Origin of the sequence: Microcystis sp. LEGE 08355, from assembly GCF_015207185.1 — a bacterium.
GTDB classification, from domain to species: Bacteria; Cyanobacteriota; Cyanobacteriia; order Cyanobacteriales; family Microcystaceae; genus Microcystis; species Microcystis panniformis.
This window is the reverse complement of sequence record NZ_JADEXI010000090.1, coordinates 1-11,797: the sequence shown is the minus strand read 5'-3', so window position 1 is coordinate 11,797 and position 11,797 is coordinate 1. Positions and strand designations below refer to the sequence as shown.

The following is an 11,797-nucleotide window of genomic DNA, read 5'->3' as shown; positions in this document are numbered from 1 at the left end:
CTTCCCCACACCCCCACTCCTCAATTCATAATTCATAATTCATAATTCCCGCTTGCCACTCCCCAGAAAAAGCATACTCAGCCATACAAGCAAAGAAAAACGAAACTTTTGCTTTGAGGATATCTCCTGACTGGTAGGATAAAAATGAACCATACTAGGCAGTTTAACCTCCACGCCGCCGAGGCCACACCTTTAATCATCAAAGGAAAAGTATTTATATGTCTAAAAATCAAGTGTTCGACTTTTTTGCCTTAGCCGCTAAAAACGAAGAATTGGGTCAAAAAATGCGTTCAACCCAAGATCCTCAGCAATTACTAGAGATAGCTCGCTCCCAAGGCTTCGATTTCTCCCGTCCGGAATTAGAAGCGGCACTTAAATCCTTGCACGAGAGTCCCGACTTTTTCCAAAAGTTAGCTCATGCAGTCTTAGAAGTTTTCAGTCCTAACCACGATAATTATCCCTCGATCGGTGTCCAACCCTACGAAGGTGAGATTGATCGCTAGAATCAGTGATTAGTGATCAGTTACCAGTTACCAGTGATCAGATGTGAGTTTTCAGTTCACTGATTACTCAGGGTAAGCGCATCTTAACAATCCTTGACAAAATGAACTTTAGGTGAGTTGCTTACCCTGAGAGCGATTCAGCCATATTTGAGGAGAATTGGCCATCTCAATTGTTAAGCAAAAATCGACCAAATGGGTCGATTTCGTAACTATACAGCAAACGGCTCACAAAATTGGCTAATTGTCAATAGCGTTTGAGATGCTCTCACCCTGACTGATTACTGTTCACTGTTTACTGATCACTGTTTACTGGACGGCTACGCCGTGCCTTTGGCAACACTGACAAAGGCTCCCCCACTCCCCAACCCCAGCCGTATATAGTATAAAAAAATTATAAAAAAGCCGAAATCATGGAAAAATAGGCTTTTATCTGCCAGTAAATCCGGCAGAGACAGTCGAGCTGCCAAGAGAGAAGTTAAAGGGCAAATGCAGTCATAGCAAAGGTTTTGTCCGTAAATGTCCTGAGAATTGCTGAGGCTGATGAGCGAAGTAAAGGAATGATTAACTTTCGTTAACCGGAAGATGAGAAATAATCATAATGTTTTATATTGTCAAAGGTGTCATAGTTTCCTATGCTTTTTTTAGGTTGATAATTTTGCCTGACTCGTCAAATTTTTACCAACCAGCCCTAGAAAATAAAATTAGTGGATGAAAACGGTCACGATCGAGATAAAATCTAGGATGGTCTTACCCCCACCTTGCCACGATCCCGACTGCCACCAAAGCTAGAGCAGGAAAAGTAACAAGGAAAGAATTTGACTGAAACAAAGTTGATAACGCTAACGAGATTAATAGTTTAGTTTGGCTTGACAAGCGAGGAACAAAAAAATGCCAATTGCAGTAGGAATGATTGAAACCCTAGGATTTCCCGCCGTTGTGGAAGCGGCAGATGCCATGGTCAAAGCCGCCAGGGTGACTCTAGTGGGTTACGAAAAGATCGGTAGTGGTCGCGTCACTGTCATTGTCCGGGGAGACGTTTCAGAAGTGCAAGCTTCTGTGGCTGCCGGAGTGGAAAACGCCAACCGGGTTAACGGAGGACAAGTGCTATCTACCCATATCATCGCCCGTCCCCACGAAAACCTCGAATACGTGCTGCCCATTCGCTACACCGAAGAAGTAGAGCAATTCCGCAGCTATTAAACACCGTTTCGGGGTCAGCATCTATAGAGTCGAAGAAAGCCAACCATTAGGAGACAAAAATATTATGTCAATTGCAGTGGGCATGGTGGAAACCTTGGGTTTCCCAGCCGTCGTCGAGGCGGCTGATGCCATGGTAAAAGCCGCCCGCGTAACCCTAGTAGGTTACGAAAAAATTGGTAGTGGTCGCGTCACCGTCATCGTCCGGGGGGACGTTTCGGAAGTACAGGCCTCCGTATCGGCGGGGACAGAAGCGGCATCTAATCGTGTTAAAGGTGGTCAAGTCCTCTCGACCCACATCATCGCCCGTCCCCACGAAAACCTCGAATACGTTCTTCCCATTCGTTATACAGAAGCCGTGGAACAGTTTCGTGAAAGTGTTAACCCGCAACCTTTAAGACGAATCTAGAGCGCAACTAACTTTTAGTGTAAACAAATTCCATGCAAATTGCCAAAGTTTGCGGAACCGTCGTTAGCACCCTGAAACCTCGCAGTATGACGGGAGTGAAACTTCTGCTTTTGCAATTCATCGACGCTCAAGGGCAACTTTTGCCTAAATACGAAGTAGCGGGTGATATTGTCGGAGCGGGGCTTAATGAATGGGTGCTAGTGTCCCGGGGAGGAGCGGCTCGGATCGAAGACGGGCAGAACAATCGCCCCCTTGACGCGATGGTGGTGGGGATTATTGACACTATAACCGTAGAAAATCGCACCCTCTACAGCAAGAGGGACGAATTTCGTCAATCCGGTTAAACATCGATAGAACCCAAACACAGTTAATTAACAACCAGCCAGCCAAATTCAGTATGGAGGAAGACTAACTATGGTCGTCCGCACAACGGCGGCTAGTCCGAAAAAGCGGACCAAATCCCCAGAGGAAACGCGCATAGACGAGAGTGCCAAAGTCCACACCTTCTCTAACCTCAGTGGCGCTATCGAGATCGGGGCGCGAGTGGTGATCGCTCCGGGGACTTCCATCCGCGCCGATGAGGGAACTCCCTTTCACATTGGCGACGACAGCAAAATTCAGGACGGGGCAATCATCCACGGTTTAGAAAAAAGCCGTGTGGTGGGAGATGACGGCCGAGAATATTCGGTGTGGATCGGCCGGGGCAGCTGTATCACCCACATGGCACTCATTCACGGGCCTGCCTATGTGGGCGATCGCTGTTTTATCGGTTTTCGCTCCACCGTCTTTAATGCCCGCATTGGTGCCGATTGCATCGTCATGATGCACGCCCTCGTTCAAGACGTGGAAATCCCCGCAGGTAAATTCGTGCCATCCGGTTCCGTGATCACCAGCCAACAACAGGCCGATCGCTTACCCGATGTCACAGAAATCGATCGAGCCTTCACTCGTCACATTGTCGATATCGACCTTGCCCCCAGCGTCCCGGTCAAAGCCCACAGCCCAGCGACTCCGCCACCAGCAGCCGCTATAAACATCGCTAATGAGACGCTATATAGAAATTCGGTGACACCTATGAGTTTAAATACAAACATTCGAGCGCAGGTTCGCTCCCTCCTCTCCCAAGGCTACAAAATCGGGCTAGAATACGCTGACAAACGCCGCTTTAAAACCAGTTCTTGGTTAAGTGCCGGCTTTATCGACGGCAGCCGCGAAGAACAGGTATCCCAATCCCTAGAAGCCTCCCTGAGAAACCTACAGGGCGAATACGTCCGCCTGATCGGAGTCGATCCCGCCGCTAAACGGCGCGTACTGGAAATGATTATCCAGCGCCCCGAAGACACCCCAGGAGAACCGGCCCGCACCACCACCGCCGTCCACGCCGGTCATGGCAACGGTAACGGCCATTCCGACCTGTCGGTACAAGTGCGTTCCCTGCTGGCCCAAGGGCTGAAAATCGCCACCGAACACGCGGATAAACGCCGGTTTAAAACCAGTTCTTGGTTAACCGGACCTGCGATCGAAACCAAGAGCGAAGCGGGCATCATTCGCGATATTGAAGCGATCGTGACTGAAAATAGCGATGAGTACGTCCGCCTGATCGGGATCGACCCGCAAGCGAAAAAACGCGTCGTCGAAATGATTATTCACCGCCCCGGCAGCGCCCCCGCTAGTAACGGCAGCGGCAAAGCCAGCAGCTACAGCGCCCCCGCTAGTAACGGAGCCAGTTATAGCAGCAGTGGTAGCTTAAGTGGGGAAACGATCGCTCAAATTCGTTCCCTGCTTGCCCAAGGCTACAAAATCGGCACCGAACACGCGGATAAACGCCGGTTTAAAACCAGTTCTTGGCAGAGTTGCGCTCCGATCGAAAGCAATCGCGAATCCGAGGTAATTACTGCTTTGGAAGATTGTTTACGGGAACATAGCGGCGAATACGTCCGCTTACTCGGTATCGATGCTAAAGCCAAAAAACGGGTTTTAGAAACGGTGATCCAGCGTCCCGATGGTTCGGTGGCTAGTAATGGCAACGGTAAAACCGCCACCGTTGCTGAACCGAGTTTCAAAAGCTATGCTTCCGGTTCCTCCGGCGGCGGTACGGCCACTTTAACCAGTACCTTAACCGCAGAAACGATCGCTCAAATTCGTTCTTTGTTGAACCAAGGTCACAAAATTGGCAGTGAACACGCGGATAAACGTCGTTTTAAAACCGGTTCTTGGCAAAGCTGCACCCCCATCGATAGCAGTCGCGAATCCGATGTGGTGGCCGCTTTAGAAACCTGTCTGCGCGACCATCAAGGGGAATACGTTCGTCTGATCGGGATTGACTCCCAAGCGAAACGTCGTGTTCTCGAATCGATTATTCAACGCCCTTAATTTCAGGACTCGGCGAGCGGTGAACGGAGATAGGTGTTAGGTGTTGGTGGATCGGGAAAAATACCCGAAACTCTAACCCCTACCCCCTAACCCCTGATCACTGATCACTGATCACTGAGTAACTGTCAATTATGTCCTTACCCCCTGTTCAACCTATTAGCCGCTCGGAATTCTATGTTAATGGTGATGTAACCATTGATGAGAGTGCGATCGTGGCTCCGGGGGTGATTCTCCGAGCAGCCCCCAATAGCCAAATAATTATCGGTGCGGGTGCTTGTCTGGGTATGGGAACAATTTTAACCGCCTATCAGGGTGTGATTACTATCGGTGCAGGGGCAATTTTAGGTACAGGTGTTCTAATGCTCGGTCAGGGTGAAATCGGTGAGAATGCCTGTATCGGGTCAACCACAACGATTTTTAATGCTTCTGTGGCAGCGATGTCGCTCGTGCCGTCCGGTTCCCTGATCGGAGATACTTCCCGTCAAATTACCATCGAGGTGTCAGCAACCCCATCGGAACCGGAAAGGCCTCCTCTACCGGAACCGCAACCCGTAGTCAGTCAAGTGTCCCCAGTCCCGTCCGTGGAGGAAATGGTCGCCGAAACCGTGGCCAGTCCTTGGGATGGCGAGGAAATGGTCGCCGAGGCCAGTCCTGCGGAAACCAGAGAACAAGCATCTACTACTAACCGACCGAATCAAGCATCGGTGGTCGGAAAGGTCTATATCAATCAGTTATTGGTCACGCTATTTCCAGAACGTCATCGTTTTAATGGCAACAATAACCTTAATTCTTAAAGGGGAAAATAATCGTTCACAAGCCAAAAATCTCCACAATAATTACTGAGTAATTAGACCTAATTTATCTAGAGTTCACGGCTGTCTAACTGTCCTCTAGGTACTGGGTATAATTGCTTAAAAATCTAATTTATCTTTAGCGATTGCCGACATTTTTTGAGGTTGTAATTATTGATAATCTTCCTCAATTAAAGAGTAGTTTTAATCGCTCAAAGCCTGATGAGCAGAAGTTTCTGTGTGTCAATCAGGTAAATTTTTGTTGATTTTTTTGTGTTTTTGTATAGATTATCAAAGTTAGATGACGACAGATTAAAGAAACTAATCGCCCCGAGAAAAAAAAACAATCAAAATTTTGGGGATAGAGAAAAAAATGATCAAAATAGGGTAAAGTTCGTGTTAAGATGATCAGTTGAAAAAAACATTAGTGAAAATTGCTCCCTAACTTCGCTCCTAGCAGCAGGGGACAGGAGCTTAAGAAAAATCTATGTCGGTTGACGGCGAGATTTTACAGGTGCGACTAATCATGCAGTTTATGGAGGAATAATCCCAATGGTGCAAGCCAAATCCAAAGGTTTCCAGGCCGGCGTAAAAGACTACCGCCTGACCTACTACACCCCCGACTACACCCCCAAAGATACCGATCTACTAGCTTGCTTCCGGGTAACACCCCAACCCGGAGTTCCTCCTGAAGAAGCAGGTGCGGCAGTAGCGGCGGAATCTTCCACAGGTACCTGGACCACCGTTTGGACCGATAACTTAACCGACCTCGATCGCTATAAAGGTCGTTGTTATGATATCGAACCCGTACCCAACGAAGATAACCAGTTCTTCTGTTTCGTTGCCTATCCTTTAGATCTATTTGAAGAAGGTTCCGTCACCAACATCCTCACCTCGATCGTTGGTAACGTTTTCGGTTTCAAAGCTCTGCGCGGTCTCCGTTTAGAAGATATCCGTTTCCCCGTCGCTTTAATCAAAACCTTCCAAGGTCCTCCCCACGGTATCACCGTTGAACGGGACAAATTAAACAAATACGGTCGCCCCTTACTCGGTTGCACCATCAAACCCAAACTCGGCCTTTCCGCTAAAAACTACGGTCGTGCCGTTTATGAATGTCTCCGCGGTGGTTTAGACTTCACCAAAGACGACGAAAATATTAACTCTCAACCCTTCATGCGTTGGCGCGATCGTTTCCTCTTTGTCCAAGAGGCGATCGTTAAATCCCAAGCAGAAACCAACGAAGTTAAAGGACATTACCTCAACGTAACCGCTCCTACCTGCGAGCAGATGATGCAACGGGCTGAATTCGCCGCCGAAATCAAAACCCCCATCATCATGCACGACTACCTCACCGGTGGTTTCACCGCTAACACCACCCTGGCGAAATTCTGCCGCGACAAAGGGTTACTGCTCCACATTCACCGGGCAATGCACGCGGTTATCGACCGTCAGAAAAATCATGGTATCCACTTCCGCGTTTTAGCTAAGTGCTTACGTCTCTCTGGTGGTGATCACCTGCACTCGGGAACCGTTGTTGGTAAACTCGAAGGTGAACGCGGAATCACGATGGGTTTTGTTGACCTGATGCGTGAAGACTATGTAGAAGAAGATCGCGCTCGTGGTATTTTCTTCACCCAAGACTACGCCTCCTTACCCGGGGTAATGCCCGTTGCTTCTGGTGGTATCCACGTTTGGCATATGCCCGCGTTGGTGGAAATCTTCGGTGACGATTCCTGCTTACAGTTCGGTGGTGGAACCCTTGGCCACCCCTGGGGTAATGCACCGGGTGCCACCGCTAACCGTGTGGCTCTGGAAGCTTGTATCCAAGCTCGTAACGAAGGACGCTCCTTGGCCCGCGAAGGTAACGACGTTATCCGGGAAGCTTGCCGTTGGAGTCCTGAACTGGCTGCCGCTTGCGAACTCTGGAAAGAAATCAAATTCGAGTTCGAGGCTATGGATACCCTCTAATACAGCCCTTCAGAAGGTTGTTAGCAGTTATCGGTGCAAAATAATGCCGGGGACTTGCCCAAAATCGGCAAGCAGTCGCTAGAATTTCAACACTGATAACTGCCTAGCCAATAACTGAAAACTGTATAAAATGTATCCGAAAAAAGTTGCTCAAGATACCGCGAAAGTCTTACAAAGTTACCTAACTTACCAAGCGGTTCGCACGATTATCGATCAATTGTCAGAAACTAATCCCACTTTAGCTATTTGGCTGAGTCACTATACTTCTAGCCATTCCATTCAGGATGGCGAGGCCTATATTGCGGGGTTAATGACTGAGAATAAAGAGTTAGTTTTGCGGATCATGACGGTAAGAGAACATTTAGCCGAACAGGTTTTAGAGTTCTTGCCAGAGATGGTAAAAACGGCAATTATTAATGACAATACCGAACATCGTCGGCAACTTTTGGAACGTCTCACCCGTACTGCTATAAGTCAACCAGAGACATCGGAATTAAATCTCGATGTTGATGATCTACCCAACCCATAAGGAATCAAGAAACCCATGAAAACTTTACCTAAAGAGAAGCGTTACGAAACCCTCTCCTACTTGCCCCCCCTCACCGATCAACAAATTGCTAAACAAATTCAATACATGATCGATCAGGGTTATATTCCTGCTGTGGAATTTGAAAAAGATCCCAAACCCGCAGATTATCATTGGACGATGTGGAAACTGCCTTTATTCTCTGTTTCTGGCCCCCAAGAAGTTCTTAATGAAGTTCGCGAGTGCCGCACTGAATATTCTGATTGCTACATCCGCGTTATCGCTTTTGACAACATCAAACAATGTCAAACCATGAGCTTTATTGTTCATAAACCCAATGCCGGCCGCTACTAATTTAGCTGTCATCTAATTATTAACTATTGAGGGGGGTTCTTAGACCTCCCTTTTTTTCTATCATTTGTTATTGAAAATCGTTGATTAACATCCAAAAACACTTGATTGGAAAATCATTAAGGTTATTACCTTGAAATTCTACAGATTGATTTCTAACCCAAGCATTTGCTACTGTGCGGAAGCGTGTGTCTTTATATTGATTAACTTTCTCGGCTTCTTGACTAGGATTTTTCCGAGGATCCGATAAGTCTGAGGCTGTTATATAAAGACATTTACTATAAACAACAAACATAAAATTAAATCCTATATGTCCATGAGATAACCATCTTGAGGTTTCAATGTCACATTGATTGGTCATATTCAAATAGACTTCAAATTTATTAAATAGCTTTTGAATCCGAAGTTGATCTAGTTTGAGTTTTTTATTCAATATCTTACCCCATTCTTCTAAATCAATTTTCAGAGATGTGGAGGTGATATCTATACACTGCCAATTTACTGATGTAGCAATAGGCGTAAGTAAATTTTCTGATAAACCTGCTAAACTCAAAGCACAAGCTATTCTGAGAGTATGCTCAAATTTAGATTCAAAAATTTCAAATGCTTCTTGATAAAAACTACTGACTAAATAATCGTTGAATGCCTTTTTCAACGTTGATATTTCAAAAAAATAGTTTTCAATTGAATGACCTCTACTCCAAATTAATCTCTTGTTAATTTTATGAGTTTTAATATGATCTTTTAAATCATTGCTCCATTCAAATTCTCTAAATTCTCGATCAACAAAGCCCAAAACTCTATTGTTAACATCTGGCGGCTTTTGGGCAACTAAATCACAGATTTTTTCTATCTTAGCTCTATTTCCTAATTCTCCTTGTATTCGCTGCGCAGTATCAATATTAATTTTTTTCAATAAATATAATTTTTCTGCTGAAATCTGAGCTTCATTTTGTTTTAAAAGATTACAAATAATAGTAAAAAAATCCTCATCATCGGCTCCTTCTAGCAACAAAAACCTATCATTTGACATAATTATTTCAGTAACGTATTCTGGCTCTTCGGTTTTTGTTATGCAATGGACGGGGGTTATAAGGGATGGAACCCTTATATAGAAAGGCATTTAGCGATTTTTGTCAATTGTTTTTGCTCTAGAGCGAACTAATCAATTAAGTCTCTTGCCAGATAAGGGTTTAGTCGATTTATGCCCCCCTATCGAACCATACCAAGTAACGAAGAACCCGTATTCTTCAGGAGTTAACTGTAATCCATTCATAAAGTCGATAATTATCTAAATTTTTAAAAGGGAATGTCAATGTCTTCCAAATCATCATTTAGTATATAGATTTGATCTTCACTTCCAAGAGTATCGGTATTTATATTAGCGTTTGCCGTTGGTTGTAGTTCAAGTTTTATCATTCTCTCTAGATATTTGGATGCAATTACAGCAGAATGAGTACAAATAATGAGTTGTTTCTCATCAAGTTGTTTAACCATTTCTGGTAATAATTTACGTTGCCAATCAATGTGAAGTGAAATTTCAGGTTCATCAATTAAGACAACCCTACCACCTGTCATGTGACTGGCGGCATAAATTAAACCTACGACTTGTCTTTCTCCAGAAGACAAAATTTGCAGACTATGAATATCTTCTTCATCACCAATTTTAACACCTAATTTCCCTCTGCCTTGAGGTGAGTTTGTAGAACCTATTTTTAATTGCTTTCTCTCTAAAAATCCATTGACTGATTCAAGATATCTTTCAATACTAGAATAAGCTTTTATTTGTGCATCTAGTCTTTGTTGAAGAGATCTTTTATACACCGATAAAACTCTACTAGCAATAGTTTTGTATTCTGGATATGATTCAAAGGCTCTCAACTGTTCTATTAATTTGTTATAAACATCATCTGATTGATCACGATTAACTTGAAAAGGTGAATTTTGCAATTTTTCCGAAAGTTCTATTATTTCTGTAATAACTTCGTCTGGCTCTTTTGTATTATCGTCTGTCTCAAATGATTGAGAAATAGCTTGAGAAAATTGAAGAAAAGCTTGTGAAAGCAAATTTCTATCAAGACTAGCAATTTTTAATTGAGCTTCTGTTAATTCTGAATTAATATGTTCTTCTATTTCTATCGGTGAAGGATACTCAAGTCTAGGGACAAATTTCCCAAATAGAATCCGAGCTAATTCGGTTGATCTGGCGGAACTTCTTAGAACTTTTCTAAAATTAGGTGATCTTCGGGCAAAATGTCTAATTTCATTTTCATCTAAGGTAGCCCATGCCTCAATCATTGTTCTAAAAGCAGGGAAATAAGTTGCTTTTAAGTCAATATCTTGCTTCTTCTTAGAAGATGATGGATAATAACGTGGAGAGAATTGAGAGAATAAAATTTCGCTATTTTCTTCTTGCTTTTCTTCTTCTAATAATTCTGCAAAACTGTAAGAATAGATTTTTTGATTATTAACAAAGACTGTTGTTACTGTTTGAGGAGAATTCTGCTGTTCTATCAATATTTCCGTATCATCATCTAATGTAATGGTTAATTTTTGAAATTTTAAATGGCCAAAACGTCTAAAATCTTCGTTTACGGCATTAGCAAGAATATGCAATACAGTGGTTTTGCCTGTGCCATTACTTCCATGAATAATATTAACTCCATCTTGAAAATCAAGATTAATATCAAATCTTCCATGTATTCCAATCGCTTCTAAACGCTTAATAAATCGAGACATACCTTTAATCTCCTATGACAGTCTCAAACGAAAATTATAATCTAATATGAAACTTTTCTCAAGTTTTTTCCTAAGCTGATCCGAGCGGGTAATAATAACTAACACTGAGAGAGCCTATTTTAGTGCGATCATCGACCTTGACATTGGTAAATTCGGTTCTTCGGTTTGTGTTATGCAATAGACGGGGGGTATAAGGTATGTAACCCTTATAGAGAAAGACATTTGGAGATTTTTATCAATTGTTTTTGCTCTATAGCGAACTAATCAATTAAGTCTCTTGCCAGATAAGGATTTAGTCGATTTATGCCCCCCTATCGAACCATAACAAGTAACGAAGAACCCTAATTATTAACTGTTGAGGGGGGTTCTTAGACCTCCCTTTTTTGGCTCTCCCAGGTTTGGTGGGTAAAATGTATTCTAAGATACATTCCTCCTAGCGAGGGGGTGGAACGAACCACAAAGACACAAAGGACACAAAGATCGATCGATCATATTGTAAGTTAAACTTATCACACAGAACCTAGAAGAGCCCCTTTTTTTTGATAGAAAACGGGTTTCTTGAAGAAACCCGTTTTCTGCGCGTAAAGATCGCTTAAATCTTGGCCCGATTCTACCAACGCTGCCAAAACGTATAAAGCTGATAAGGAGGTGCAAAATCAGTTCATAAGATTTTTCGTACAACCCACGCTTTATCTTGGAGGTGCTACACTGGGTCTAGCTGGGCTAGGTTGTGCCGTAGCTGGAATGAAGAATCTGATAAAACCCTAATCCCCTTACTTTAGATGTTTTTAAATACCTTAATTTAAAAGTATGTTATACCATTTTTCAAAAAGTATGTCATACTTGGTAAAGGTATAGTTTGTGTGGTAAAAAGGCAATGAGTGGAGTCCCTAATATTAATGTTGCTGAGTCAGTAGAAGACTTAAAATCCTTGTTGAAG

At 43.7% G+C, this 11,797-nt stretch carries 11 protein-coding genes; 9 read left to right on the top strand and 2 right to left on the bottom strand.

Annotation, left to right across the window (positions count from 1 at the left end):
* The first annotated feature begins 218 nt into the window (after positions 1-218).
* The 9 genes from IQ242_RS06905 (at position 219) to IQ242_RS06865 (ending at position 8,121) form a co-directional block, all read left to right on the top strand.
* Entirely contained in the window at positions 219-503 is a 285-nt protein-coding gene (locus IQ242_RS06905; protein WP_002741693.1) for a Nif11-like leader peptide family natural product precursor, read from the top strand.
* An 888-nt stretch (positions 504-1,391) separates the two neighbouring features.
* A complete protein-coding gene (locus IQ242_RS06900) occupies positions 1,392-1,703 on the top strand; it encodes a carbon dioxide-concentrating mechanism protein CcmK (RefSeq protein WP_002734613.1) in 312 nt (103 codons plus the stop codon).
* A gap of 64 nt (positions 1,704-1,767) precedes the next feature.
* Positions 1,768-2,109: a carbon dioxide-concentrating mechanism protein CcmK gene (locus tag IQ242_RS06895; protein ID WP_002733426.1), complete on the top strand. Its 342-nt coding sequence runs from the start codon at positions 1,768-1,770 to the stop codon at positions 2,107-2,109.
* A 32-nt stretch (positions 2,110-2,141) separates the two neighbouring features.
* Complete coding sequence (locus IQ242_RS06890; protein ID WP_002734360.1) at positions 2,142-2,453, top strand: EutN/CcmL family microcompartment protein; 312 nt, start codon at positions 2,142-2,144, stop codon at positions 2,451-2,453.
* A 70-nt stretch (positions 2,454-2,523) separates the two neighbouring features.
* Positions 2,524-4,482, top strand: a complete 1,959-nt coding sequence (locus tag IQ242_RS06885) for a ribulose bisphosphate carboxylase small subunit (protein WP_193959462.1) — start codon at positions 2,524-2,526, stop codon at positions 4,480-4,482.
* Positions 4,483-4,613: 131 nt separating this feature from the next.
* Complete coding sequence (locus tag IQ242_RS06880) at positions 4,614-5,276, top strand: carbon dioxide concentrating mechanism protein (protein WP_193959461.1); 663 nt, start codon at positions 4,614-4,616, stop codon at positions 5,274-5,276.
* 549 nt (positions 5,277-5,825) lie between these two features.
* Complete coding sequence (locus IQ242_RS06875) at positions 5,826-7,241, top strand: form I ribulose bisphosphate carboxylase large subunit (RefSeq protein ID WP_002753365.1); 1,416 nt, start codon at positions 5,826-5,828, stop codon at positions 7,239-7,241.
* A 130-nt stretch (positions 7,242-7,371) separates the two neighbouring features.
* Positions 7,372-7,770, top strand: a complete 399-nt coding sequence (locus tag IQ242_RS06870) for a chaperonin family protein RbcX (RefSeq protein WP_108937687.1) — start codon at positions 7,372-7,374, stop codon at positions 7,768-7,770.
* A gap of 15 nt (positions 7,771-7,785) precedes the next feature.
* The gene (locus IQ242_RS06865) at positions 7,786-8,121 is read left to right on the top strand and encodes a ribulose bisphosphate carboxylase small subunit (protein WP_002741682.1); all 336 of its coding nucleotides are present in this window, start codon (positions 7,786-7,788) and stop codon (positions 8,119-8,121) included.
* Between the two features lie 67 nt (positions 8,122-8,188).
* On the opposite strand, the gene IQ242_RS06860 is transcribed toward IQ242_RS06865, so the two are convergent.
* Together IQ242_RS06860 and IQ242_RS06855 are read right to left on the bottom strand one after the other, a co-directional pair.
* Positions 8,189-9,151 (bottom strand): DUF4435 domain-containing protein, encoded by a 963-nt coding sequence (locus IQ242_RS06860; RefSeq protein ID WP_228020859.1) that lies wholly within the window; start codon positions 9,149-9,151, stop codon positions 8,189-8,191.
* A gap of 266 nt (positions 9,152-9,417) precedes the next feature.
* Entirely contained in the window at positions 9,418-10,857 is a 1,440-nt protein-coding gene (locus IQ242_RS06855; RefSeq protein ID WP_193959459.1) for an AAA family ATPase, read from the bottom strand.
* Positions 10,858-11,797 lie beyond the last annotated feature (940 nt).

Excerpts from the sequence above, each read along its gene's own strand:
- IQ242_RS06905 (WP_002741693.1), top strand. The coding sequence starts at position 219 with ATGTCTAAAAATCAAGTGTTCGACTTTTTTGCCTTAGCCGCTAAAAAC.
- IQ242_RS06900 (WP_002734613.1), top strand. The coding sequence starts at position 1,392 with ATGCCAATTGCAGTAGGAATGATTGAAACCCTAGGATTTCCCGCCGTT.
- IQ242_RS06895 (WP_002733426.1), top strand. The coding sequence starts at position 1,768 with ATGTCAATTGCAGTGGGCATGGTGGAAACCTTGGGTTTCCCAGCCGTC.
- IQ242_RS06890 (WP_002734360.1), top strand. The coding sequence starts at position 2,142 with ATGCAAATTGCCAAAGTTTGCGGAACCGTCGTTAGCACCCTGAAACCT.
- IQ242_RS06885 (WP_193959462.1), top strand. The coding sequence starts at position 2,524 with ATGGTCGTCCGCACAACGGCGGCTAGTCCGAAAAAGCGGACCAAATCC.
- IQ242_RS06880 (WP_193959461.1), top strand. The coding sequence starts at position 4,614 with ATGTCCTTACCCCCTGTTCAACCTATTAGCCGCTCGGAATTCTATGTT.
- IQ242_RS06875 (WP_002753365.1), top strand. The coding sequence starts at position 5,826 with ATGGTGCAAGCCAAATCCAAAGGTTTCCAGGCCGGCGTAAAAGACTAC.
- IQ242_RS06870 (WP_108937687.1), top strand. The coding sequence starts at position 7,372 with ATGTATCCGAAAAAAGTTGCTCAAGATACCGCGAAAGTCTTACAAAGT.
- IQ242_RS06865 (WP_002741682.1), top strand. The coding sequence starts at position 7,786 with ATGAAAACTTTACCTAAAGAGAAGCGTTACGAAACCCTCTCCTACTTG.
- IQ242_RS06860 (WP_228020859.1), bottom strand. The coding sequence starts at position 9,151 with ATGTCAAATGATAGGTTTTTGTTGCTAGAAGGAGCCGATGATGAGGAT.
- IQ242_RS06855 (WP_193959459.1), bottom strand. The coding sequence starts at position 10,857 with ATGTCTCGATTTATTAAGCGTTTAGAAGCGATTGGAATACATGGAAGA.